A 25,482-nucleotide genomic window follows, 5' to 3' on the forward strand; every position below is an offset into this window, starting at 1 on the left:
CGCGCGGGGGCGCGGACATGCACGATGCTGCCCGTTCCGAGGTCCCCGCCGGCCGCGCGTCGTCGTCCGCCCGCACCCTGGTCGGGCTGCTGCTGGGGGTGGGGGCGCTGATCGTCGCCTATCAGTTCGGCATGAACATGCATGCCAGCACCGGCCTGCCCTATTGGGACGATTGGGGCTATTTCTTCGGCACCGCCCAGGGCGTGCAGCAGCCGCTGACCTTCCAGTCGATCTTCGCCAAGGACAGCGACCATGTCGCACCCTTCTTCAAGCTGCTGACCCACGGGCTGTGGCAGGCCATCGGCGTCGATTTCCTCACCTTCCGGCTGGTCGGCTGGCTGGCCTTCGCCGCCATGCTCGCCGCTTACGCCCTGGTGCTGCTGCGGGACTGCGTGCGCTCGGCCTGGGATGGGGTGCCGGTGGCGGCGGCCGGGCTGTTCCTGACCGGCACGCTGAACAACGAGTATTTCTATTACCAGCACATGGGGCTGGCCCAGCCGATCTTCTTCACCTGCCTGTTCCTGTTCCTTCACACGCTGGCCCGCGGGCGGCTGGTGCTGGCGACGCTGTTCCTGCTGGCCTTCGGTTCCACCGGGGTGTTCGGCGCCAGCTATGCCCTGGGGGCGGCCGGAGCGGGGGCGGTGCTGGCCCTGCGCCGGGACGGGGAGCGTGATGGCCGGACGCTGGTGGCGGTCGGCGGCGGTCTGCTGCTGACCGCGGCGATGCTGTGGATGACCTTCCACGGCTCCTACGCCAACCACACCGGCCAGCCGCTGGTGCTGCCCTGGCATAGCGGCTTCTGGGCCTTCCTGCTGGGCGCCTTCGCCACCGCCGCCGGCCTGCCGGTGGAGGCGGTGGGAGCCCCGCTGTCGCTGGCGGCGGGAGCGGCGGCCCTGGCGCTTTGCCTCATCCCGGCGGCGGGCCTGCTGCTGGGCCGCGCCGGGCGGGAGAAGCCCAATGCCGCGCTCGCCATTTCCGGGCTGATCGCCGGGACGGTGATCGTCACTATGACCACCGCGCTGGGCCGGGCCGGGCTGTGCGGCGAGGGCATCGCCAACGCCATGCGCTGCGGCACCATCCCGCGCTACGCCTATCCGGTGCTGCTGGCCTTCCCCGCCGCGGTCGCCGGCTGGACCCTGCTGTTCGGCCGCCGCACGAGGGTGGGAGCCGGGGCGGGAGCGTTTGCCGGGCTGGTGCTGGCGGCGGCGCTCGCCGTCGGCCATGGCGCCGGGACGGACGCCTTCTGGCGGCACTGGAGCGTCGCCGGCCTCAACCGCATGGTGGCGGAGCGCGACGGGGCGGCGGAGCGCTGCGTCGCCACCTATCTGCAAGCCATCCGCAAGCCGGCCGGGATGGACTGGAGCCAGCCGCTGGTCTGCCCGTCCGCCTCGCCGCGCAACATCGCGCCGTTCCTCCAGGCCGCCTACGATCTGAAGGCCGATTTCGTGCAGACGATCCTCGCCGATGCCGCGAGCCGGCCGGAGCGGGGAACGCTGGCCACCCTGTTGCAGGCGGGCAAGCTGGATGAAGCCTCGGCACAGCTGCGGCTGGACATAGTGCCGCGCGACGGCGGCCAGGGGGGCGGACTGCTCGGCTCGCTCGACCGCTTCACGCAGCTTCCCTCTGGCTCACTGGCGGCACTCGGCTGGGCGGTCGATGCGGCGGTGCCGGCGCCGGCGGCCTTCGTCCTGCTGGGGGTGGGCGACCGCATCGTCGCGACCGCCCCGACCGGCGGTGCGCGGCCCGACGTCGCAACGGTCCTCAAGGACGGGCGGATGACCGACAGCGGCTTCGCCCTGCCCATTCCGCCAGACCTGGCCGGCCAGCGGGTGCGGCTGTTCGTGCTGGGCCATGACGGCGGGCTGAAGGAACTGACGCCGCCCGGCGGGGTGGCGGCGACGCCCTGACGATGCCCTGATGCGAAAAGGCCCCGCACCGGGAACGGTACGGGGCCTTTTCTTTATCGGGACCGATCAATCGCGGAGGCTGCGGTCCGGCGGAGGCTGTTCGTCGAAGTTCAGCATGGTCTTGATCGAATAGTGGCTCTTGCCCTGGCTTTCAAAATAGATACGGACCAGCAGCTCGGCCAGCAGCCCCATCAGGATGCACATCACGCCGGTGACCAGCCCCATCGTCACCAGGAGCGGCAGCGGCGTCAGGATGAAGGAGATGCCGTCGACCAGCTTCAGGTAGATGGCATAGATGCCGGCCAGCACCGACAGCCCCATGAACATCAGGCCGGCGAAGCCGAAGATGTAGATTGGCTTGGTCTCGTACTGGGTCAGGAACTTCACGACGACGAGGTCGAGCACGACCTTCAGCACGCGCTCCAGCCCGTATTTCGACTGGCCGTGGCGGCGCGGGTGATGGCGCACCGGCATCTCGGTCAGCTTGGCGCCCTGCCAGCGGGCGTAGATCGGCACGAAGCGGTGCATCTCGCCATAGAGCCGGTAGCCCTGGAGCATCTGGCGCCGGTAGGCCTTCAGCGTGCAGCCATAATCGTTCAGCTTCACGCCGGAGATGGTGGAGATCAGCTTGTTGGCCATCCGGCTCGGCAGCGTGCGCAACAGGAAACCGTCCTGCCGGTCGGCGCGCCAGCCCGACACCACGTCGTAGCCCTCGTCCAGCTTCGACAGCAGGCCGGCGATGTCCTGCGGGTCGTTCTGGAGATCGCCGTCCATCGGCACGATGACGTCGCCACGGGCATGGTCGATGCCGGCCATCATCGCCGCGGTCTGGCCGACGTTGCGGCGGAAATTGATGACGCGGATGCGGCTGTCGGACGCCACCCGCTGCAACTCCGCCTCCGTCCCGTCGATGGAGCCGTCATTGACGAAGATGACCTCGAAGCTGCGCCCCAGCCCGTCGAGCGCCGGGATCAGCCGGCCGCACAGAGGGGCGATGTTGTCCTCCTCGTTATAGACCGGGATCAGGACCGAGACGGAAACCGTGCCGGTGTCCGTGGTGGCGGATCCGGGGGCAAGCAGGAGGGTCATCGAACGGGTCCGGAGGCTGCTGTCATCTGTGGGTGCGATGCCGGGCCATGGTATGGCCGCAGGATCCGGCGAGCGCAACGGCTAATTGGGGCGCGGACTTGGCACGGCTCCCCGATCAAGGACAATGCCATGCGACGATGCCGCATCCCCTACAGATTTGGATGCCGCCTCAATCACGGAGTTGGAGGCACCACCCCCAGAAGCTCATCGGTTGTTTCGCGACGCTGGAAGGGCGTGTATTTGATCAACGCCGCATCGATTATCATCGACTTCCTGAACACGAAACATGTTTCTGTGTTGAACTCATAATCTTCGGCAACGCCTAAATAAAGCTCATTCCAATCCTTCCATCTCACCCGTTCCAGCACGGACTTTCTAATGGATGGAAGACCGGATGCCACTTTCCATCCCGTAAAATGACCATATGTGCTTTGTTTTTCCTTACATGACAGAAACCATCCTCCAGAAAAATTCTCGTTGAATATATCATGATTCCAACGAACATTGAAATTTGTTGGTCTGTCTTGATTATATTGCGGAAATTCTTCTCCATCCATGATCATGGTATGGTTCAGGTGAACGATGTCCTGCGCTTCGAACATTGCCCTTATTATGGCGATGCGCTGCGGATGCACCTCATCGTCGGCATCCTGGTAGGAAATTATTTCATGAATTGCCCTCATCGAGCCGGCTTGCCGATTTGGCCCATGCCGCATGCGACCGTCATGCTTGATCAGGGTGAAATCGTCGAAAGCGGTCCCGATTGCGCCAACCTCGGACACGGCAGCTTTTGAGGCGAGAGGCGCCAAGCTCAGCGAGACGATCACCTGATCGGGTTTCACAGGTGCCGACGCATAGGTTTGGAGCAAGCGGGGAACGCAGGCAACGTCCCTGTGCGTGCATGGGATAACCAATGAAACTTTCATCCTGCCTACCCTATTGATCGGGCCTTCCCGATTGGCCCCGCTGATTGACTGGATTCGTCATGGCTCAAGACAGCGGCCATGTCCACTTCCGCGATCATGGCATTCAGGATGATCATCGATCGTCCGCCGGAATCCTTGTGGGAGGCTGTGCGTTCCAGTCGATCCCTCCGACGCCCTCGCGCGGCCCGGCCCCAGGCCGGCTGCGCAGGACCGTCAGGTCGATGACGGCGCCCAGCAACGCGACCATCGCCTGGAAGGCGAGGATGCCGAAGCCCAGCGCCAGCGACTGGGCATGCGGCACCCCGACCAGATCGAGCAGCCCGACCAGCGACGCCTCGCGCAGGCCGATGCCGGCGACGGTGACCGGCATCAGCACGATCACCGACATCAACCCGATCACCGCGCTCCACACCGAAAAGGGCTGGTCGATGCCCACCGCCAGGCCGAGCGACTGGCTGCCGGCGACCGCCGCCACCTGCACCGCGATCCCGACGGCGACCGACAGCAATGCCCGCCCCGGCCGGCGTGCCTGGTCGCGCCAGGCTTCCAGAAAGCGGCGCAGCGGGCCGAGGAGCCAGGCTTCGCGCTTCGGCCCGGCACGCCAGCCCAGCAGACCCAGAAGCAGCGTGCGTGCCGGCGCCCAGGCCAGCAAGGCGGTCGCCGCGACCAGCCCGGCCAGCACAAGCACCACCGCCACAAGCAGCCCGTCGCCGAAGCGTGCCGACTGCACCGCCAGCCCGCTGCCGGTCAACAGCAGCAGCCCGGCGATCCCCGTCACCTTGTCGAAGGCCACCGCCGAGACGATGCGGCCGCCGTCGATCTCTCCCTGCCCTTCGCCCCGCCCTTCGTCGCGGCTGAGGCGGTAGGCCTTCACCGCCTCCCCCGCCAGCTGGCCCGGCAGCACCAGCGCATAGAGCTGCGCCACCAGCGTGTAGGCAAGCAGCCGCCCCGCCCGCAGTTCCGGCAGCAGCACCCGCAGCTTCAGCGCGTTCAGCACATGCATCAGGAAGAACAGCAGGCCGGCGAGCGCCATCAGCCCCGGCGAGGCCACCGCCAGCACCCGCACGACCTCCGCCACGTCGACCCGCCACAGCAACAGGGCGACCAGCAGCACGCTGACCAGGGCCTTCAGGCGGGGTCGCATCTAAAGACACCTTTTCATGAAATCATGATGTGATGAAATAAAACCATACCCTCCCTTCATGCGCCCGGCGGAGCGAAGACCCGCCGGGCGCATGAAGGGAGACAGGAAACTCACGACCCCGGCCGGCGGGCCAGCACGTAGATGTAGTCGCCGTGCGACCAGGAGTTCAGGCGGAAGATATGGTACAGCGCCTCGGCAAGGAAGCGGCGGCCGGGACCGTAATCACCCTCGGTGCCCTGGCCGCTGGCGGCCCCCAGCACGTTGCGGTAGAGCGGCGAGAAGAAGGGGAAGCCCCATTCCACCACCCGTTCGATCTCCAGCCCGACCGACTTGATCTTGGCCTGCAGCTCGCCGCGGGCATAGTTGCGGTGGTGGCCGACCGTGCGCTCGAAGTCGCGCATCCGGCCCTGCAGGGTGGAGACCAGCAGGTAGCGGCCGGTCATGGCGGCGAGGTTGCGGAGTGCCGCGACATCGTCCTCGATATGCTCGACCACGTCGGTGCAGACCACCAAGTCGAAGCGGCGGTCGAGATGGCCGGCGGCGACGTCGAGCAAGCCGAACTCGGCATTGGGCGCCCTGCGGCGGGCGACGTCGATGGCCTTGGCGGCGAAGTCGAGGCCGGTGTAGCTGGCCTGCGGCTTCAGCGGCATCAGCGTGGCGAGCAGCGAGCCCTGGCCGCAGCCGACGTCAGCCAAGCTGTCGTAATTCAGCGGGCGCACCATCTCGGTGACGATGCGGCGCAGATGCCGGCCGGTCGGGCCGTATTTGCGCATGTCGTTCCAGCGACGCTCCCAGCTGTCGTCGTAATCGACGCCGCCGGGATGGTCAGCCGCCGCCGCCGGCAACGGAGTGGAGAGGGGAGTGGCGGACTTGAATGCGTCGTCGCTCATGCGGGCCTCCGGCGCAGGATGAATTCGTTGCAGCCCGTCGGCACGCGCGGCGGACGGACCTCCAGCATGTCGAAGCCGAGCGCGTCCATCCGCGCCCGCACCTCGTCGGCACTGGCATATTCATAGGGGTAACCACCGAGCCAGTCGGTCACGTCCACCCAGAACTCCATGCCGCGCTCCTTGCGCAGCGGGTTGGCCCCGGTGATCGCCCAGGTCGCCAGGAACATCAGCGAGCCCAGCGTCCAATCCCAGACTTTCCGCAGGAAGCTCGGCGACAGGTTGTAGACGATCTTGATCAGGGTCCAGATCGGCGAGGTCCAGTGGCGGTTGTAGAGCGCCAGCACGAAGGTACCGCCCGGCGCCACCAGCGGCGCCACCGTCTCGATCGCCGGCCACATGGAGCCGGTGTGGTGCAGCGAGCCCCAGGCATAGACCACGTCGAAGAGGCCGAGCGAGCCGGCGAAGCTGCTGTCCAGCGCAGACCCGCGGCGGAACTCGATGCGGTCGGCCAGATCCGGTGCGAAGCGGCCCAGGTTGCGGCGGGCGACCTCGACCCCGGTGGGGTTGACGTCGAAGCCCAGCGCACGGGAAACGCCCAGCTTGCCGGCGGCGATGGTGAACAGGCCGGAGCCGGAGCCGACGTCGCAGAAGCTGGCGTCCTTCAGCCGGTCGGTCCCGACCAGCCCCTTCAGGCTGTCGATGGCCGCCACCAGCCGCGGCTCGTCCAGCACCGTGCGCGAGTAATGGTCCCAGTTCTCGCCGAAATCGAAGGCCAGGGCGGATGGTCCGGCCGGGGTGCCGCCCCTGCCATCCGCCGTCTTCACCGGTTCCACCACGCTGTCCGATCCCTTGCTGTCCGATCCGCTCTGCCGCGCCGCCATACGCTCCCGAAAGCCATCGGATGTCAACAGCACGTCAAGCGGGGGGCGTAGCGGCACCTATCCTTGGAGGGGCGGAGAGTGGAGGGCAAGATGGACACGGATTTCACGGATTTGGACACGGATGTCACGAATGTGGCGTTGCGGGGCAGCCGCTCCTCGGGACGGCAGGAGCGCCGCCAAGATCAGAAAAATCCGTGAAATCCGTGGAGATGTTGCCAGACACCCTCGTATGTCGCACGGAATCCCGAACGCCTCACTCCGCCTGCGCCGACGGAACCCGTCCCGTCGAGGCGCGGCCGGCAAGCATCAGGTCGCGGTAGGCGGCGGCAACGGCCCGCCAGGAAAAATGCTCGACCACCCGGCGGCGGCCGCCCTCGCCCAGGCGGCGGCGCAGGGCCGGATCCTCAGCCAGGCGTGCCAGTGCCGCGGCAAGCGCCGGCGTGTCGTCGGCGTCCAGCATCAGGCCGGTCTCATCCTCCACCACCAGATCGCGGCTGCCGGCGATGCGGGTCGCCACCACGGGCAGGCCGGCAGCCATCGCCTCCAGCACCACGTTGGGCATGCCCTCGTCGCGCGACGGAAAGACGAAGGCGTCGGCGGCGCGATACGCGGCGGGAAGCTCGTCGCGCCCGAGCCAGCCGCGGAAGGCGATACGCTCCGACAAGGCGAGCCGGGCGGCCTGCGCCTCCAGCTCCGACCGCGCCGGGCCATCGCCGACAATGGTCAGGCCGATGCGGCTGCGCGTCCCGGCGGGCAGGGATGCGAGCGCCTCGAACAGCACGTCCAGCCCCTTCTGCCGCACCACCCGGCCGACGAACAGCAGCGACAGGCGGTCACCGGCATTTCCGCCATCGACTGTCTTTGGATCGGCCGGCCCGGCATCGGCCGGCGAGAAGCGGGTGGCGTCGACACCGTTGGGGATGATGGCGATGGGCTGGTCCGGGGCGAAGCGGCGGGCAAGCCCGGCCAGCCCATCGCTGTTGGCCACGACGGCGGAGGACCGGCGCCACAGCCAGCCAATCACCGGCCCGGCCAGCCGGTGGTAGAGCGAAATGCCGTCATACTGGAAGCCCGGCACGTCACCGCCGCGCAGGCTGACGACATAGGGCACGCCGGACAGCGCCTTCACCATCCAGGCGGCAGGGCCGCAGGGCAGGCCGAAATAGGCGATGGTGGCGTCCGCACGCCAGCGGGCGGCGATCAATGGCGCCATCACCAGCGAGCTGGCGAGGAAGGCCAGCATCTCCACCACCGAACTGCGGTCACGGCGGCGGCGCAGGGTGGGGATGCGGCGGATCTCGACGCCGTCGGCCCGGCGTTCCAGCCGCGGCAGGTCGCCGAAGGCGGAGGTCAGCACCAGCACCTCTTCGCCCAATGCCGCCAGTTCGCGGGCGGTGTTGTCGGTGGCGTTGGCCGCCCCGCCGCCGAGCGGCGGAAACTCGTAATTGATCAGCAGAAGCCGCGCCATGCCGTCCGCCACACTCCCCGTTCGACGAGCGCCATTGATGCGGGGGCGGGGAGTGCGATGCAACAGCCATCACGCGGAGGACAGCGGTTCGCGACGGATGGAAGCCTGGGGACCACCGGACCCGACAGGATGGCGGGGGCCGCCCTTCGCAGAAGCCGGCATCTTCATGCCCCGGCATCTTCATGCTACTGATCCCGCCGTTCCCCAACCGAAGCGCCGCGGCCCCCATGAACATCGAGCAAGCCTTCACGATGGCGGTCGGCCTCCAGAAAGCCGGCCGTGCCGACGAGGCCGGGAGGCTCTATGCCCAGATCGCGGCCAGCGATCCGCATTTCGCCCCTGCCGTCAACAACATGGGGCTGCTGCATGCCTTGGCCGGCCGGAAGGAAACGGCGGTCGCCCTGCTGCGACGGGCCTTGGCGCTGGTTCCGGGATCGTTGAACAGCTGGAACAATCTGGCATCGCTGCTGACCCAGCTCGACCGGCGGGAGGAGGCGGTCCGGACCTACCGGATCTCCGCAAGGCTCGATCCCGCCCAGCCGGCGGTGCTGAACGAACTGGGCCTTCTGCTGGAGCGGTCGAAACGCCCGGACGAGGCACGCGAGGCCTTCGCCCGCGCGGCGGCGCTGGACCCGATGGAGGCGGAATATGCCAACAACCTCGGCGCCATGCTGCGCACCGACCATCGGCTGGAGGAGGCCACAGGCTGCTTCCGCCGGACGATCGCGCTGAACCCGCAGCACAGCGGCGCCTACAGCAACCTGGGGTCCACGGTGAAGGACCGGGGCAGCTTCTGGGCGGCGCTGCTGGCTTTCCGCCGGGCCACGACGCTGGAGCCGGATTTCGCCGGCGCCCATTGGAACGAATCCCTGGTCCGGCTTCTGCTGGGCGATTTCGTCCAGGGCTGGCGGGGTTATGAATGGCGCTGGAAGCATGGCCAGCTGCCCTCGCCGCAGCGCAGCTTCTCCAAGCCGCGCTGGGACGGATCGCCGCTGCGGGGCCGACGGCTGCTGGTCTATTGGGAACAGGGCTTCGGCGACGTGCTGCAATGCGTGCGCTACCTGCCGCTGCTGGCGCAAATGGTCGGGGCGGAGAAGGGGGGGGAGGACGGCGAACGGCCCATCCTCCTGGAATGCCAGCATGCGCTGCTGCCGGTGCTGCGCAGCCTGCCCGGCGTCACCGTGGTGCTGACCGGGGCGCCGCTGCCCGATTTCGATGTCCAGCTCCCGGTGATGAGCCTGCCGGCCCTGTTCGGCACCCGGCTGGAGACCGTCCCGTCCCGCGTTCCCTACCTGTCGGCGGAGCCCGATCTGGTTGCGCGCTGGGGCGAGCGGCTGAAGGGGTTGGCAAGGGACGGGGGCGGCCTGAAGGTGGGCATCGTCTGGGCCGGATCGCCCACCCACGGCAACGACAGGAACCGCTCCATCGGGCTGGCCCCCTTCGCCCGGCTGGCCGCGATCCCCGGCGTCAGCCTGGTCTCCATCCAGAAGGGGCCCACCGAAGGGCAGGCGGCAAACCCGCCTGGCGGCTTCCCGCTTTTGAACCTGTCGCCCGACATCAAGGACTTCGCAGACACCGCCGCAATCATGGCGAACCTCGATCTCGTGGTCTGCGTCGACACCTCCGTCGCCCATCTCGCCGGAGCGCTTGGCGTCCCGGTCTGGGTCCTGGTGCCCTTCGCCCCGGATTGGCGCTGGATGCTCGACCGCGAGGACAGCCCCTGGTATCCGACCATGCGCCTGTTCCGGCAGGCAAGGCCGCAGCACTGGGACGACACCATCGACAGGCTGGAGCGCGCACTCCGCGAACGCGCCGCCGGATAAGGGGCACCGGCAAAATCGGGTTCCCAAACGGGATCGGGGGCCATGCCCCGCCCGCTGCGTCCGTCATCCCCCCGGCCTGCCTGTCCGGGCGGCCTGTGCGGGCGGGCGGCGCATCCGGAAACGCGGATATAAAAGTGCCACGCCGGAGTAACCGGCGTGGCACAGTTTCGGCTGGAACCCTTTCCCGGGTCCATACAGACATTTGATGATATTTGGCGAACTGTTCAAGCGCCTTCTCCTGAACGGCATCGTTTTGGCTTGGTATCGCCTCTATATTTCCGCAGGGCGGTGGTGGACCCGCATTTGTGGTACCGGCCACCCTCCCGGCATGGACCGTTCAGGGCCGGTGAACCGCGACTCGGGGGAAGCGATCCGGTCGGACGGAAGGCATGATGGCGGTCATGCTGGCCGCTTGTCAGCCGGACGGGTGTCATGGGATGAAAGCCGCCCCAGCCTGAAAGACCGACCGCCATGCCCTCCGTCCCGCCGCCTGCCGATCTCCAGAGCGATTTGGACGCCGCACGCGACGCCGAGCGGACGGGCGGACCCGAAACCGCCATGGCACTCTATCGCCGGGTGCTGGAACGTGACGTGGAAGAGGGCGGAGCCGGAGTGGCGGTGGCCCATGACGCGCTCGCCCGGCTGCTGGTCGGACAGGACATGGCGGAGGCGGCCGGCCATGCGCTCGCCTCCTGGCGGCTGACGCCCGCCGATCGGACCCGGCGCTCCAACCTGTGGCAGCTTCTGACCCATTTGGGCAAAGCCGAAGACGTCGCCCGCTTCCAGGGCCACGACGACTGCGTCGGGCTGGTGGCGCTGGGCAACGCACTGCGCCGCGACGGGCAGGGGCTGCGCGCCGAGCGTGCCTACCGCCGGGCGCTGGAGCTGTATCCGGAGGTCTCCTTCACGCTGAGCCGGCTGGCCTGCCTGTGCGCCGAACAGCACCGGCTGGAGGAGGCCGACGCCCTGTTCCTCCAGGCGGCGGAGCGCCATGGCGGACGCGATGCCGTCACCCGCACCGCCCCGGCCTTCCTGGCATCCCTGCGCGACGGACCGCCGCCGGCCGGCATCCGCGCCACGCTTGCCGAAGGGGCGGGAAGCGCCGACCGGCCGCTGGTGGTCTACGCATCCTGCGACGCGGTCTATGCGCGCAAGTTCCTGCCGACCATGGTGCGGTCCATCGTCGAGGACAGCGGCCTGGACTGCGCCATCGCCCTGCACCTGATCAATCCCGACGCGGAGGCGGAGGCGACGGTGGCGTCCCTGGCCGCCGCCCATGGCGCCGGGCGCTTCATCGTCCTGCGCGAGACCATCGACCTGACGCCGCTGGGCGACAATGCCAAGACCTATTACGCCTGCAGCCGTTTCCTGGTGCTGCCCGACCTGCTGTCCCGCTGGAGGCGGCCGGTGCTGATGCTGGACGTCGACCTGATGGCGATCCGTGACCTGAACCCGCTGCTGGCGGCCTCCGCCCACTCGGACCTGGGGATGATGAGCCATGCGCTGAAGCGGCTGGACATCTGGAGCCTGCTCTACGCCGACGTGCTGCACATCCGGCCGACCGCGGGGGCGCTGCGTTTCCTCGACCTGACCCGGCGCTATATCCGCCATTTCCTGGATCGCGGCCTGCCGGTCTGGTTCCTCGACCAGGCGGCGCTCGCCGCCGTGCATCTGGCCGGCTTCACGGCGGAGGCGGCTCCGCGCCTGACCGTCTATCCGGCCGACATCCACAGCAGCACGGTGATGGTCGATGGCGAGGGCCGCTATTGGACCGACGACAGCGCCTATTTCTATTCGGTCCGCGCCACCGGCGGCGGCCAGCACGCGATGCACCGGCTGAAGCGCCGGGCCGGGACCACCGCCGACGTCAAGCCCGGATAAGGCCGGGCGGCGCCGGCCCGCCTCAGCGGATCCAGCCCATCTCCCGGAAGCGGTCGAGGTTGTCGCGCACCAGCCGGGGATGACGGTCGAGCGGCACGACCTCGTACCCTCCACGGGCACCGGGGGCACCTTCGGGCAGGGTGCCGCCGCCGTCGAGGAAGCTGGCGACGTCCGCCATGTTGCCTTCGCCGAAGGACTGGGCATGCTCCTGGTGGGCGTAGGCGTTCAGCTTGGCGGCGAAGCGCGACACATCGCCCATCCAGCTGAAATGCCAGCCGGCGTCGCGGATGAAGTGGCCGATGTTCTGCTTGGCGAGGTAGCGCACGGCATTGGGGCCGGTCTGCCGGATGAAGCGGAAGGGCGCGGCCCCGGCGGCACGCCAGTCACGGGAGAAGCGGTAGTTCAGCCGGTAGAAGAACAGGTCGAGTTCGGTGGTGAAGACGGTGTCGAAGGCCGGCCCGCCGCCGCGCAGCCGCTCCACCACCTCGCGCCGCAGGATCTCGTCGACGTCGGAGACGATGACCATGTCGTCGTCGCGGCAGCCGTCCAGCCCACGCAGGATGGCGTCGCGCTGGTAGGCTTCCCGCTGCCAGGAGAAGGTGCCGACAAGCTCGTCCACCACCACGTAGCGGATCTTGTCCATGTAGGGTTGGAACCGCTCGCGATGGTCGCCGAAGGTCAGCGCCTTGGGCTCGCCGGAATGGGTGTGGGACGCCTCCACCACGACGAAGCGCTCGACCACGTCGTAGAGTTCGGCCAGCCGGACCTCCAGGATCTCGGCCTCGTTGAAGAAGGTGCAGCAGTCGAAGACCCGCCGGGATGCCGGTTCCGCCGGGACGGCCGGTCCCTCCGCCATGTCTGCGGTGGCCGCGTCTTCGGCGAAGGGATTGCCGGACAGCGGAAGAATGGGATTGCGTCCGAGCGCCGCCGCATAGCCGACGAGCGACCGCATGCCGAGCAGGGTCGTCCAGCGCTGCGTGCGGGTCCAGCTGTCGATGCCGGGCGCCTCCAGCAGGCGTTCCATCGTTGCCGACAGGCTGTCGAAGGAGGCACGGGCCGCGGCCTGCCGGTCCATGTCGTAGACATAGGCATAGGCGAAGCCCTTCAGGCTCTCCAGCAACTCCTCGATGACGAGATACTGCTGGGCCTGCGCCTTGCGCTCCAGTCCGGCCGGACTGTTCCACAGGTCGAAACCCTGCTTGTGGGCCTCCAGGGCGTCACGATAGCCCTGCCGCTCCTGCTGCAGATCTCCTAGCCAATGCATCGCGGCCGCGGCCGCCTGCCGGCGCGCCTCCGTCCGGCCGGCGCCCTGCCACGCCTCCGCCTGAACCGTCATCCCGCGGCAACGGGTCAGGGCCTCCGCGTGGCCGGGCGGGCACAGCCGGCCGAGCGCCCCCAGGAGCGGAGCCGCCGGCCGGTCACGGCCAAGCCACTCGGCAAGGGCGCGGATGCCGGCCGGCATGGCGATGTCGCGCAACTGGTCGCCATGGGCCGTCTCCGGGGCAAGCAGCAGGCCCCGGGCGATCGACATGGCCGCCACCGCCCCGTCGCCGTCGGCGCCGCGCTCGAATTGCCCGATGAGCAGATGCGCCTGGGCGATCGCCGGATCGAGGACCAGCAGCAGCCGGCAGGCACGCCTGGCGTCGCCGGTCCGCCCGGCATTCGCATCCTCCATGGCGCGCTGGAGGATCATGGAAACCACGGCTTCGCAGTTGGTGCGAAAGGTATCGCGCGGCGCGCCATACTCCGCGAGAAGGACGAAACACCAGACCGCCGCCTCGAGCCGGCCATGCCGGTAGGCGTCGCTCCCCTTTGCAAAGATGTCGGTCAGGACCGTTTTCGACAGCTCGACGGCGTCCGCATTCCCGGGCTCCCGCTGCAGGATGCGCCGCAGCCCTTCCATGGCGTGCCAAGGACGCCCCGCTTCGGTATCGGTCCGGACCTGGAGGAAGCTGGCGTCTGTCATGCGGCGGATCCTGGCGGCGGGATGGCTGAGGCGGATGGATTGAGCGGCTGAACACGGATCCGCAGGCAGGCGGCGGTCGATCCGGGTACGGCACAGCATACCGCCGGCTGGGAGCCGCAACGGCTGGGCCGGGTGGCTATGCCATGGCGATGCCGGGGCTGACAAGCGCCGGGGCAGGGACGCACCGCCGTCCCGGCGTCTCTCCCCCTCCCCAAAAAGCCATTTTATATTTAAATATCATGATTTCATGCTTCTTCTTCATGACGTGAAACCACTTCCATCTTTCCTGTTCTTGCGTGTAAATCCGCAAAGCTCCCGCTCGGGTCCCCCCGCTTTCCCCCTCTGCAACCGGGAACCACCGCATGGCTCGGATCATCAGTTTCGCCTCCACCAAGGGCGGCGTCGGCAAGACCAGTCTGGTCATGGCGCTCACCTCCGAACTGCGCCGGCGCGAGGCAAGCGTGCTTCTGCTCGACTGCGACCCCAACCGGCATCTGGCCGAATGGGCGCGGCGGCGGAACGATGCCGGGGTGCGGGTGCTGGACGAGATCACGGAATCGAACGTCCGCCAGACGGTGCAGGAGAACGCGCCGAGCTTCGACTACACGCTGATCGACCTTGCCGGCTTCGGCAACCTGACCATGCTCTACGCCTTCTCGGTCAGCGACGGGGTGCTGATCCCGACCCAGCAGTCCTTCATGGACGTGAAGGAGACGGTGCGCACCTTCAAGGTGGTGGCGGATTCCGTCGGCGTGCTGAAACACACCCCAGCCTCCAGCGTGGTGATCGTCCGCACCCAGGCGGCCATCGAATCCCGCGTCGACCGCCATGCCCGCGGCCTGCTGGACGAACATGGCGTCCCGGCCTTCCGCACCGAACTGATCGAGCGTTCTCTCCTGAAGGAGATGACCTATACCGGCCACGGTCCGGGCGAGGTCAATCCCGACAGCAATGCCGACCTGAACGTCCGCGCCCTGACCGACGAGTTCGTTGCCTTCCTGGAAAGCTCACCGGCCAATCCGCTGATCCCGCGGGGGTGAGGCGGACCGGGCGGCCTCCGGAAGCCGTGGAGAAACGCCGTCGCGGCTTCAGGGCATGAGATACGGTCATGTCCTTACTTGTATATTTCATGAAATGATTTTCATCGCATAGCTGGCGACCTGAGGGTGAGGCGGGGCTACGTTTCCGCGGATTGGGCGCATCGGGACCGGCCCCCCAAACCGGTGGGCGGTCCGGTGCGGATTAGCTGAGAGAGTGGCTTGCCTTCCCCTCCGGCAGATGAAGGGGCACCATCACCCCGGCAGTGGGACGGCCAGGATCGGCATTTCATCACCATTTATCATGTCATGATTTTTAGGCATGGCTTCCTGTTACGGTGAAAGGTGATGAAGGCATGAGGCTGGAGCAAGGCTGCGTCGACACGACCGGAGAAGCACAGCAACTCAGCCGCCCAAAACATGCCTTTTCATCATTTCATGGATTCCCGATAACGCTGGTATCCGGAAAGGCGGCATCCGCCAAATCATGACCGCCCAGCCCTGCGAAGGTTCAATTCCGACCGAGGAACGGCCGGGCGGGGCAGGGCAATCGCGTCTTACCGGATCCCCCTGCCAATGCGGGACAACGGCATCTTCCTTTCCCGCGGTCCCGCTGCCACGGATATGCCGGACAACCGGCACAGCCCGGCCCCCACATTGCAAAGATCACATCACATCATTTCATGGTTAGTTTTCATCATTACTGTTCATACAGACACTTTGCTGCCCCGATGGTATCGCCGACGATGCCTCCGCTCTGGACGGCGATACCATCCCTCCTCGACCGATGGCCGGCCCGCCCCCCTCCTGGAGCCTCCCAGCCCGCACTTGTCATCATGTTTTTATGTCATGATTTTTTGTGATGGCATGATGCCCTGCTATCCCCCCTGTGCTTCCCGCGCCACGCCGGTCGGCTTTCCGCCATGGCACACGGCCCACCCGCCACATGTCGTGAAGACAGGACACCAAGTCATGATAATGCTTCATGGCTTATTTGGCCGGCCCTCTTCAAGCCGGCATCGCCCTGACCGGAGTGCCCATGTCGACCGACAGCCCCGCCAAGCCGACCGTTAAGCCTGCCGCCAAGCCGGCCCGTCCTCCATTGGGCGGGATCGGGATCGGCGGGCTGGGCACGAACGACATCGATCCGATCCGCCAGTACGGATTGAGCAAGGGCTTCCTGCCGACCGAGACGGAGCCGCCCGCGGCATCGCCGGCCACTGTTTCCCAGGCCATCTCCCAGGCCGCTGTCCAGCCCGCCGTTCAGCCCGCGCCGCAACCCCAGCCGGCTCCGGCACCCACCATCGTCCGTCCGGCGCCGACCCGGCCGTGGCAGGCGATGCTGCCCGATTATCTGGTTGAGGAGCTGCGCCAGGCCGCCGCGCGCGAAGGCACCGCCCAGAAGGTGATCGTGCTGAAGGCGCTTCGGCAGGCCGGCTTCCGGATCGACGACATCGACCTTCAGGATCTGCGGCGGCGCTAAGCCTCCCGCATGAGCGCCGGGCGGCCACAAGAAGCACACAAGTGCAGCCGAAGGGACGGTTTGACTCTCCATGACTAGCCGTCTATGCCCTACCCGCGCTCTGCTCCTGCTCCAAACCGACTGCAGACCACCAGCGACGACGAGAGATGAAGGCAAACATCACCCAGGCCGCCCCGGCGCCGTCCCCCCAGGCAGCCTTGCCCCTTCAGGCCTCGCCGCATCCGATATCCTCGGTTCCGGTATCATCGGCTCCCGCACCGGCACCGGCACCGGCTCCGGCCCCAACTCCGGCAGCCGGCCAGGGCTCCCACGGGCTCAGCATCGAGATGCTGGAAGGGATGCTGGAGCAGAAGCCGCGTGATCCCAACGTATGGAGCGCGCTGGGCGCCCTGCTGCGGCAGGCCGGCAAGCCGGAGGCGGCGATCGCCTGCCAGCGGCGCGCGCTGGAGATCGACCAGCGCCATATCGGCGCCTGGACCAATCTCGGCAACGTGCTGGGCGACGTGGAGCAATATGCCGATGCCATCGCCGCGCAGGAGCATGCGGTGGTGCTGTCTGGCGGCAACGCCAACCTGCTGTCCAACTTGGTGGTGGCGCTGCGGCACGGCTGCCGGTTCAACCGCGCGCTGGAGATCCTGGACGTCGCCCTGCGCGCCCGGCCCAACGACCCGGGGCTGCTGTGGGACCGCGCCCTGACGCTGCTGCAGGTCGGCCGCTATGCCGAAGGCTTCCGCGATTACGATTCCCGCCTGTCGCTGCCCAGCTACCAGAACCGCATCGCCGACGGCACGATGTGGGACGGCGGGCCGCTCGACGGCAAGACCATCCTGCTGACCACCGAACAGGGGTTCGGCGACGTGCTGCTGACCGCGCGCTATGCGCCGATGGTCAAGGCGCGCGGCGGCCGGGTCCTGCTGGAATGCCATCCGGAGCTGCACCGCCTGCTGTCCGGGCTGGAGGGCATCGACGGCTTCGTGCGCGCCGGCACTCCCTATCCGCCCTATGACGTCCATTGCCCGCTGATGAGCCTGCCGCACCGGCTGGGCACGACCATCGACACGGTGCCGCCGCCCACCCGCCTGACCGTTCCGGCCGAAGCGCGAGAGAAGGCCGCCCGGCTGGTTCCCGGCCCGGACGGCACGATCAAGGTCGGCATCATCTGGTCCGGCCGCGTCACCTTCAAGGACAACGCGCGCCGCGCCACCACGCTCAGCCGTTTCCTGCGCTTCCTCAACGTGCCGAATGTGCGGCTCTACAGCATCCAGAAGGGCCCGCCGGAGGCGGAGCTGGAGACGCTCGGCACCTCTACCCTGATCACGCCGCTGGGGCAGCATTTCAACGATTTCGCCGATACCGCGGCGGTGCTGGAACGGCTCGATCTGGTGATCATGACCGACAGTTCGGTGGCGCATCTGGCCGGCTCGCTGGGCCGCCCGGTGTGGAACCTGCTGCAGTTCATGCCCTACTGGGTCTATGGCGACGGCAAGGGCGAGTGGGCCGACACCACCCCCTGGTACCCGTCGATGCGCCTGTTCCGCCAGACCACCCCGGGCGACTGGGACAGCGTGTTCGCCGCTGCCGAACAGGCCCTGCGTCAACTGGCGGCGCTCAGGACCTGAGGGGTCGGACGCGGCCATCGGGCGTCGGGACGGAGCGGGGTGGTTCCCCTGTGCTCACGGCGTCAGGCAATTTCCCGCTCATGCCTGACGCCCCGTCCTCATTGCGCTCCTCCCACGGACCGTAACGCCTGGCCCACCTCGCCCAGCACGCCCCTCCAATCCCCGGGCGTCGTCTGGCGGAAGAGCCGCAAACTCGGGTACCAGGGGGATGTGGCCGCAGACACCCCCCAGAACCACGCCGGCATGAACGGCAGCAGCACCCATCCTGGAATACCAAGCCCACCGGCCATGTGCGCCGTGGTGTTGTCGATGGTGATGACCAAATTCATTGCCGCCACCAGGGAGGCGAAGCCATCGAGATCGCCCGATGGGTCAACGCTTGTTTCATGAAAAAGGCCGGCGATGCGCCGCTCCTGGTCGTCGACACCGTATTGCAAGCTGATGAGCCGCCCTCCGGCTGCCGCCACCCCTGGAGCGAGGGCCGCCACGAGTTGCTCCAGACCGAGTGAACGTTCCGCACTGGCAACCGAGCGCCAGGAGAGGCCGATACACAGCCGGACATCGCAGTGACGGGCCCGCAAGGCGGCAATCCGCTGTGGATCAGCGACCAGATAGGGGCGTTGGCCGGCAAAATCCTCCGGTCGGCGCCGCAGATACCGCGGCAGGTCGCTGGCTGGAACCCGTGCCACACTGTCATCCACCAGAGCGGATGTCGTCACGACAGAGGGATCGGCAGTTCGCCCCACGACCTCCGTTCCCTTCAGAGAGCGCTGCAGCAAGGAAACGAGGCGGGTATCGCATACGAAACGGCAAGCAATGCCGCTTTCGACCAAGTCCGGGATCAGACTGGCAAACAGGATCTCATCTCCCACCCCGGGTTGCCCCACCACCAGCAACCGTCCAGCCGGTATGGCGGAACCCGACCAGCGTGGCAGATCATCGCCCATTCCTGGCAACGCCGTGGTCTCCCAGCGAGCAGCCAGATCATCCCATCCGCCGGCCATCTCTCCCAGCAGAAGCCGGGCGATACCGCGGTTTACTTTCAGCTCCGAGTTGTCTGATTCAATATCCAGGGCCCGATTATAGGCGGCAATCCCATCCTGTGGCCTGCCCAGATGCACCCGCGCATTGGCAAGAAGGGCATAGCCCTGCACAGAGTCGGGTGCCAGGACGATAACCCGCCTGCCGTATCGTTCCACATCAGGCAACCGTCCTTGGGCTATCGCCACCAGAGCACTGTTAAGCACGGCCTCCACTGCCTCCGGAGCCAGGCGGCGCCCCCGCGCCAAAGCCAACTCGGCCATTTCCTGACATCCCAGGGCATGCAAGACAGCGCCGCGATTGACGTGCGCCATCGCCAGAGCAGGCACAAGCAGGCCCACTCCCCGGAACGCGGCCTCTGCTTGCTTCAAAGCACCACGCCGGAACAGGAGTATCCCGCGCTGGAATGCCGCTTGCTCCATCAGCGGATCGCAGCGCAGAGCAACCCCATAGGCAGCAAGTGCGCCAGCCTCGTCACCCTGCTCCGCCAGCAGAGTCGCAAGTTCGGCAAACATCGTGGCGTCGGCAGGGGATAGGGCGATAAGGCGCTGCAGGCAGCCCAGCCCTGCTCCATAATCGCCGGTCGCCCTGGCGGCCTTGCCCAGCAGGCGCCAGCCATCGGCATTCACAGGATCGGCGCGCAGGACAAGGCGATACAGAGCCATCGCCTCTTCCAGACGCCCGGCGGTGTGGTGATCCGCCGCCAGACGCAGAACGTCGCCAGTCGTCGCCATGACTTCGGTGTTCCTGCTTCAATGCCGCTGCACAGCTCTTTGCGTTCCTTAATGCGCTGGAGAGAGGCTGACCAGAACAATTCACCATCCACACAGCCATCTCCCTTAACCACAGCTGTTGACTGCATCGGTCGATTGCCAACGGTTCATGCAAGCCGTCAGGCGCAATCTGGCTCCCCCGCAACAGGGAACGGGAGAGGGGAGGTGAGAATTTTGCCGGTTTGAATACCGTGCCGTCCCCCCTACTCCTCGCCTACACCCCCGCGATCCGGCCATAATGCGCCAGCAATGGGTCCTGCCGCTTCAGAATGCGCTCCAGGTTCGCAAGCGCATCGTCGACGCCTTCGGCCGGTTCCACCCACCGGTCCAGTTCGGCGGAAACCATAGGTGCGAGCCCAGGAACGGGCCCGGCGGCGACGGCCGCGGCCCGCGGCGCCACCTCCCCCAGCATCGCCGCCAGAATCCTCCGCCACGAAGACGCGGTGGGTGCGCCGGCGTGTGATCTCCACGGCGATTTCCAGCCGCTGCAATTCCTCCAGCAGGTCGGTGGCGGCACTGGTGGCGCAACGCAGCCGGGCAGCCAGCCGGGCCGGGCCTATCACCCCTTCCGCCGCCACCGCATCGACGGCCCGGCGGATACGAGCGTCGCTGCGCCGGTCGCCAACGCGCCGGCGCCAACCGCGCCAGCGATGCAGCAAAGCGGTGAGGCCATCCTCCCCCTGTTCCGCTTGCCGGGCGATGCCGTCGAGGAAAGCGACCAGCCACATCCCGTCCGGTTCAGCGCGGCGGATCGCCTCGACCCCGTTCAGGCAGGGCAGCGGCAGCGGCGTCATCCCTTGGGCGGTGAGATAACGGGAAACAGCCAGACAGGCTCCGCTGCGGTCGCCGCCGGCTTCCAGATGGGCGAAGAAGCCAATTCCGCACGCGACCAGCACCGCTGCTCCAGCCCTGGCATGGGCCTCCTCCATCCGGGCGAGCGCCCCGTCCATGCCGGTCGGAACGAACGCCAGCGGGCTGTGGTCGGAGAGCATCTGCCGCATCAGGTCCAGGGCCAGCATGGTGGCCCCCCAGTCGCGTAGAGCACGCGTCGGCACCTGAGCCAGCAGAGTGCGCAGTCGGTTGGGATCGACGCGGCGGCCCTGACAGTCGGCGATGTCGGCAACGGCCTCGACCCGCGACCGATGCAGCCAAGCCGCCAGGATCGGACTGCCGGTGGTTGCCTGGGCCAGCCGCCCGACAGCCTTGGCGGCTCGCTCCAAGGGACCGAGAAGGAGGAGGGGATCGGAAAGACGCAAATCCTGCATATCTTTATATAACAGACAGTTATGAATTTTTGGCATTGAAAAATCTGGAACCTGTCCAATACATAATATGCTGAAAAAAACGATTTCAGAGGCTTCCGCTTGGCGCACTCAACGTCCGGGGTGTTGGTGCTCACGATCACACTGCCCCCACCCCGCCGGTGATCCTGGCCTTTTGTCGCGCAGCGGATGCCGGAACCAGGGACCGGAAAGCCGGCGCCGCAATCCGGGGCAGTTCCCACCTCGCATCCTGCCTCCATGTTCATCCGGATGGATGAAATCGACTGATATTCTGTACAAAGAGCCCGAGAGGCGCGTTTCCGCCCAGAATGCCCAGGACATCCCGATGGCCCTCGTCGCCTACGCCCGCGTCTCCACCGAAGACCAGTCCACCGACTCCCAACTGCTCGCCCTGCAGCAGGCCGGCTGCACGCACATCTTCGAGGAGCATGCCTCGGGTGGCGACCGTGACCGGCCGGTGCTGGCCAAGGCGCTCGCCAGCCTGAAGAAAGGCGACACGCTGGTGGTGGCGCGCATCGACCGGCTGGCACGGTCGCTGTTCCATCTGCTGGAGGTGATCGACGGGCTGGGGCAGCGCGGCGTGGCCTTCAAATCGCTGGGCGACCCGATCGACACCACCAGCCCGCAGGGACGCTTTGCCCTGCAGGTTCTCGGTGCTGCGGCCGAGTTGGAACGGGCATTGATCCGCGAGCGCTCGATCGCCGGGCTCAGGGCCGCGGTGGCCAGGGGGAAGGAGCCCGGCAATCCCGGCCTGCGCCGACGGGACCCGGCGGCGCTGGAAAAGGCACGGCAGGGCCGCGAGGCCGCTCGCGACGAGCTGGTCGTCGCGCACGCCCAGGAGTTTCTGCCGACCGTCGAGGCTCTGCGCCCGGCGGCACCATGGGATCAGGTCGTGCGGGCATTGAAGGCGCAGGGGCGGACCCGGCCGTGGGACCGCAAGCCATGGACACCAAACAGCCTGATCCGCGCCATCCGCCGGCTGGCCACAGGGGGGCTGGTTCGTCAGAACCTTCTCGATGCGGCACCCAAGCGGGTCGACAGCAACGACCTAATGCTGATGGTGGCGGGACTGGCGCGGGCCGAGCCCGGCATCACGCTCGATGGCATCGCGCGGCGGCTGCAAAGCATGGGACAGCGCACGCCGCGCGGCGGCCTGCGCTGGAGCCGGTCGTCGGTGAAACACCTGTTGGATCGCGCCAGGGATCAGGGGTTGGTGCGAGGATCGGAAGGGGCGTAGCGGGCGGCAAGCCTTCTGCGCCCCGGCTTGGCGGCGGGACCGGCGACGAGGGGGAAAGCACGGGATCATGCGGGATCGTCGAGGGCCTGCGGCATCGGATCGGCCGCGGCGATCCTGGTCAGGAAGAGAGTGTGACGAAACAGCAGGGCCTCGGCCTCCCGGCGCTTCACCAGCCCTGGAAGCTGCGTTTTCCTGCCATTGACGGTGGCGTAGACCCAGCGCCCGAACTCGCCGGCAGCCCCCTCATGGTCCCCCATGTTGAGCCGCTTCAGCAGGGTCGAGGACTGGAAATTGCCCCGTCCCAGATTGAAGACGAAGCTGGCGAGCGCACCGCGCTGCCCGCCGGTCAACAACACCGCCACCAGCCCGTCGACCACGGCCGCCGCGGCGGCGAGGTCGCGGGACAGCAGCGTTTCGGCCCTTTCGGCGGTGATGCTCTGCCCGAGCGTCACGCCGGCGGTGTGGCCGTAACCGATGGTCGGAATGCCGGCCGGGCAGAGATAGGCATCGAGGGACAGGCCTTCGAAATGCTTCACAAGGTCGATGGCGGCCTTGCAGATCGGATCGGGCATGGATCGGGACTCCCGGGCGATAGGTGAGGAGACAGGGTGGGAGCGGATCCGGCGGAGCGCTGCCGGGACCGTCAGGGCGACAGCGCTTCACCGGATCGGGGCCAGGGTCCCGGGGATGGCCCCGGGACCACCCGCGTCAGGCCCCGCGTCAGGCGACGTAGTCGTAGACGACGTTGACCGGGTAGGGCTTCAGGTTGGTGATCCGGTGGATTTCGGCCCCGGCCGCACCGTTGCGCTTGATCGTGTAGTCGATCTTGGCGGCCCCGAGTTCGTACTCGTCGCGGGCCAACGTCACCGCATCGACGCTGGGCGAGACGTTCGCGTTGGCCGTTTTCAGCGAGAAGGCGAAGTCGATGGTGCCGTAGCTCTCCACATTCAGGTTTTTGAGGGCATTCTGCAGGGTCAGATAATCGTTGCCGTTGGTGTCGATGCTGGCCCCGCTGTTGAGGGGCACGACAACCCAGGCCGCCCCGTCCCACTTCCGCCACGTCGCCCGGCCGTCGAAGCTGACCAACCACTTGATGCTGGTGCCGGGCGGGGTGGTCTGCGTGATCGTCGCCGAATGGATCGTGCTCCAGTCCGACACGTCGATGCGGCTGCTGTCGAGCGTCGCCACATAGAACGGGCCGGTGACGTACTGCTGGCCGTAGGAGATGGTTGGCGGAGTGAAGTTGGAAGTCCAGCGCATGGTGTTGCTCATGCGGATCTCGTCGAGCGTGCCGCAGAAGGGGGCCGTTCCGTTGCAATCGTTGAACAGGCTCAGGAAACCTCCATCGCCATCGTTGCGGCACATGGTGTCGGACAGCGAGGCGTCCCTGACGCCGTCGATGTAGAACACTGCGGTCGCGGCTCCAGCGTTCGCCAGCAGGGTGTATGTCAGCGCCACATGTTTCCAAGTGTTCAGCGGAATGGCGGTGCTGGCCGTCAAAGTACGGGTGCTGCCGCCGGCATCGCGCCAACGGAACTGCGGAAGGTTTCCGCCTGCGTTGATCCACAGCTGCCACGTTTCGACGCCGTTGCCGTTGCCGCTGTCGTATTTCTGCGCGATGACGTTGGTCGAAGACGCGGTGACATAAACCCAGGCGTCGATGGTGAAGGTACTGTCGACACCGCCGATCCAGGTCATCCATCGCGCGCCGCGCATGTCATAGCGGTGCGCCCCGCCAGCACCGGTGTAGGCGAACTCGACGCCACCGGTGCCGAACCTGGCGCGGGCAGTGCCATTCTTCGGGCCGCCATTGGCACTCAGGGCAGGCATCAGATAGACGCCGTCCTTCACCGTGCGGGCATTGCCGTTTGCGGCGATCATCGCGCTGTTGCCGGACAGCTCCTTGACCCACTTCTGGCCGACCGCGCCGTTGAACTCCCACATCAGCGTGGTCATGTCGTCGGCGACCAACGTTGCCGGGGTGAAGTTGGCGGTATAGCGCGGCTGGCCGTTGGTGACGCGGATGGCGTCGATGGCGCCGTTGAGGATGGCCTGCGCACCGTCCCAATAGGAGCCGATGCAGAGGCGATAGACCGCGTTCAGATAGCTTGGGTTGAGTTGCGGTCCCGCCAGCAGGTTGGACCTGGTTCCATCGACGTAGACGTACCAGCCGAGACCATCGCGAACCAAGGCGATATGGTGCCAGCCGGTGGCCATCGCGGCGTTGGACAGCACCATTGCGCCGCTGCCCCATCCGTTGAAGCGCAGGGTGCCGTCCGTGACCGCCCATAGCTGCATGGAATTGCCCACCGTGCCGCCAGCGTCCGAGATGTTGAGAATTTGCGGCGAGGTCGAGAAACTGGCAAAATACATCCAGGTCTCGATGCAAAACTTGGTGTTGGCGCCAAAATACAGCGGATGGCCGGCGCTCGGGGCGGCAAAGGAAATCGAGAGGGCATTACCCGATCCTCCCGCCATCGCCAGGGAGGTGCTGTGGCCGCCACGGGTCTGGGCGGCGCTGAGGGAGACGTTGGCAAAGGCCAGGGCGGGAGTGATGGCGTCGCCGAAGGCGTTGGCGCCGTAGCTGGACCCGCTGCTGTCCAAAGTGACCTTGTCGCCATTGGCCCCGTCGAAGTGCAACAGCAGGACGGTGCGGGCGTCAGCAACGTGCGGAACGGTCGGCGGCGTGAAGTTGGATGTCCACACCGCCTCACCGCGCTTCAGACGGATTTCGTCCATATAGCCGTTGAGATAACCGGCATTGTAGAACTCGCCGAAGCGCCAGAACGGGTTGGTGCCGTGGAACAGGCTGGCGGCGCCGACAGTGATCGCCGAGCCCTGGAGCACACCGTTGACGAAGATGTACAGATTGGGGCCGCTGCGGGTAACGGCGACATGCGACCATGCGCCGGTGGCGATGGTGAAACCGGGGCTGTCGATCTGAGTGGTGCCGTTGGTGCTGTAGACCAGCTTGTATTGATCGGTCGTCGTCGTCGCCCGAATGCCGAAGGACGACAACCCGGTGCCCATCACC

Annotated in this window: 18 protein-coding genes; 7 read left to right on the forward strand and 11 right to left on the reverse strand. The window is 67.1% G+C overall.

Translation table 11 applies throughout. The features are described from left to right. Nucleotides 1-17: 17 nt before the first annotated feature. Nucleotides 18-1,907: a hypothetical protein gene (locus tag ACWPN3_RS04620; RefSeq protein WP_492243533.1), complete on the forward strand. Its 1,890-nt coding sequence runs from the start codon at nucleotides 18-20 to the stop codon at nucleotides 1,905-1,907. A 66-nt stretch (nucleotides 1,908-1,973) separates the two neighbouring features. On the opposite strand, the gene ACWPN3_RS04625 is transcribed toward ACWPN3_RS04620, so the two are convergent. The 6 genes from ACWPN3_RS04625 to ACWPN3_RS04650 form a co-directional block, all read right to left on the reverse strand. Next, entirely contained in the window at nucleotides 1,974-2,996 is a 1,023-nt protein-coding gene (locus tag ACWPN3_RS04625) for a glycosyltransferase family 2 protein (RefSeq protein WP_109095365.1), read from the reverse strand. A gap of 173 nt (nucleotides 2,997-3,169) precedes the next feature. Further along, complete coding sequence (locus ACWPN3_RS04630; RefSeq protein WP_492243532.1) at nucleotides 3,170-3,922, reverse strand: glycosyltransferase; 753 nt, start codon at nucleotides 3,920-3,922, stop codon at nucleotides 3,170-3,172. Nucleotides 3,923-4,034: 112 nt separating this feature from the next. After that, on the reverse strand, nucleotides 4,035-5,066 hold the full coding sequence (locus ACWPN3_RS04635; RefSeq protein WP_492243531.1) for a lysylphosphatidylglycerol synthase transmembrane domain-containing protein: 1,032 nt from the start codon (nucleotides 5,064-5,066) through the stop codon (nucleotides 4,035-4,037). Between the two features lie 110 nt (nucleotides 5,067-5,176). Further along, on the reverse strand, nucleotides 5,177-5,956 hold the full coding sequence (locus ACWPN3_RS04640; RefSeq protein ID WP_109095363.1) for a class I SAM-dependent methyltransferase: 780 nt from the start codon (nucleotides 5,954-5,956) through the stop codon (nucleotides 5,177-5,179). Further along, nucleotides 5,953-6,837 carry a class I SAM-dependent methyltransferase gene (locus ACWPN3_RS04645; RefSeq protein WP_492243530.1) on the reverse strand — a complete coding sequence of 295 codons (885 nt, stop codon included), beginning with the start codon at nucleotides 6,835-6,837 and terminating at the stop codon, nucleotides 5,953-5,955. Before ACWPN3_RS04645 ends, ACWPN3_RS04640 begins: the two co-directional genes overlap by 4 nt. 253 nt (nucleotides 6,838-7,090) lie before the next feature. After that, nucleotides 7,091-8,305 carry a glycosyltransferase family 4 protein gene (locus ACWPN3_RS04650; RefSeq protein WP_492243529.1) on the reverse strand — a complete coding sequence of 405 codons (1,215 nt, stop codon included), beginning with the start codon at nucleotides 8,303-8,305 and terminating at the stop codon, nucleotides 7,091-7,093. Nucleotides 8,306-8,532: 227 nt separating this feature from the next. Between ACWPN3_RS04650 and ACWPN3_RS04655 the strand changes: the two genes are divergently transcribed. Next, nucleotides 8,533-10,128, forward strand: a complete 1,596-nt coding sequence (locus ACWPN3_RS04655) for a tetratricopeptide repeat protein (protein ID WP_492261141.1) — start codon at nucleotides 8,533-8,535, stop codon at nucleotides 10,126-10,128. A gap of 471 nt (nucleotides 10,129-10,599) precedes the next feature. Further along, entirely contained in the window at nucleotides 10,600-12,009 is a 1,410-nt protein-coding gene (locus ACWPN3_RS04660) for a tetratricopeptide repeat protein (protein ID WP_492243527.1), read from the forward strand. Nucleotides 12,010-12,031: 22 nt separating this feature from the next. On the opposite strand, the gene ACWPN3_RS04665 is transcribed toward ACWPN3_RS04660, so the two are convergent. Beyond that, the gene (locus ACWPN3_RS04665) at nucleotides 12,032-13,975 is read right to left on the reverse strand and encodes a glycosyltransferase family 17 protein (protein ID WP_492243526.1); all 1,944 of its coding nucleotides are present in this window, start codon (nucleotides 13,973-13,975) and stop codon (nucleotides 12,032-12,034) included. Between the two features lie 362 nt (nucleotides 13,976-14,337). Here ACWPN3_RS04665 and ACWPN3_RS04670 point away from each other — a divergent pair, with 362 nt between their 5' ends. From ACWPN3_RS04670 to ACWPN3_RS04680, 3 genes are all read left to right on the forward strand, one after another. After that, complete coding sequence (locus ACWPN3_RS04670) at nucleotides 14,338-15,015, forward strand: AAA family ATPase (protein WP_109046996.1); 678 nt, start codon at nucleotides 14,338-14,340, stop codon at nucleotides 15,013-15,015. Between the two features lie 1,036 nt (nucleotides 15,016-16,051). After that, nucleotides 16,052-16,495 carry a hypothetical protein gene (locus ACWPN3_RS04675; protein ID WP_109095286.1) on the forward strand — a complete coding sequence of 148 codons (444 nt, stop codon included), beginning with the start codon at nucleotides 16,052-16,054 and terminating at the stop codon, nucleotides 16,493-16,495. Between the two features lie 146 nt (nucleotides 16,496-16,641). Continuing rightward, nucleotides 16,642-18,114: a tetratricopeptide repeat protein gene (locus ACWPN3_RS04680; protein WP_492243525.1), complete on the forward strand. Its 1,473-nt coding sequence runs from the start codon at nucleotides 16,642-16,644 to the stop codon at nucleotides 18,112-18,114. A gap of 98 nt (nucleotides 18,115-18,212) precedes the next feature. On the opposite strand, the gene ACWPN3_RS04685 is transcribed toward ACWPN3_RS04680, so the two are convergent. Both ACWPN3_RS04685 and ACWPN3_RS04690 read right to left on the reverse strand, forming a co-directional pair. Next, entirely contained in the window at nucleotides 18,213-19,889 is a 1,677-nt protein-coding gene (locus ACWPN3_RS04685) for a tetratricopeptide repeat protein (protein WP_492261142.1), read from the reverse strand. A 242-nt stretch (nucleotides 19,890-20,131) separates the two neighbouring features. Continuing rightward, nucleotides 20,132-21,301: a hypothetical protein gene (locus ACWPN3_RS04690; protein ID WP_492261143.1), complete on the reverse strand. Its 1,170-nt coding sequence runs from the start codon at nucleotides 21,299-21,301 to the stop codon at nucleotides 20,132-20,134. Nucleotides 21,302-21,536: 235 nt separating this feature from the next. Here ACWPN3_RS04690 and ACWPN3_RS04695 point away from each other — a divergent pair, with 235 nt between their 5' ends. Further along, complete coding sequence (locus ACWPN3_RS04695) at nucleotides 21,537-22,448, forward strand: recombinase family protein (RefSeq protein ID WP_492243522.1); 912 nt, start codon at nucleotides 21,537-21,539, stop codon at nucleotides 22,446-22,448. A gap of 65 nt (nucleotides 22,449-22,513) precedes the next feature. Here ACWPN3_RS04695 and ACWPN3_RS04700 read toward each other — a convergent pair whose 3' ends face one another. Both ACWPN3_RS04700 and ACWPN3_RS04705 read right to left on the reverse strand, forming a co-directional pair. Next, nucleotides 22,514-23,020: a lysozyme gene (locus ACWPN3_RS04700; RefSeq protein ID WP_492243521.1), complete on the reverse strand. Its 507-nt coding sequence runs from the start codon at nucleotides 23,018-23,020 to the stop codon at nucleotides 22,514-22,516. Nucleotides 23,021-23,168: 148 nt separating this feature from the next. After that, on the reverse strand, nucleotides 23,169-25,478 hold the full coding sequence (locus ACWPN3_RS04705; RefSeq protein ID WP_492261144.1) for a LamG domain-containing protein: 2,310 nt from the start codon (nucleotides 25,476-25,478) through the stop codon (nucleotides 23,169-23,171). Between the last annotated feature and the right edge of the window lie 4 nt (nucleotides 25,479-25,482).

This window comes from Azospirillum sp. UENF 111221 (assembly GCF_058780625.1).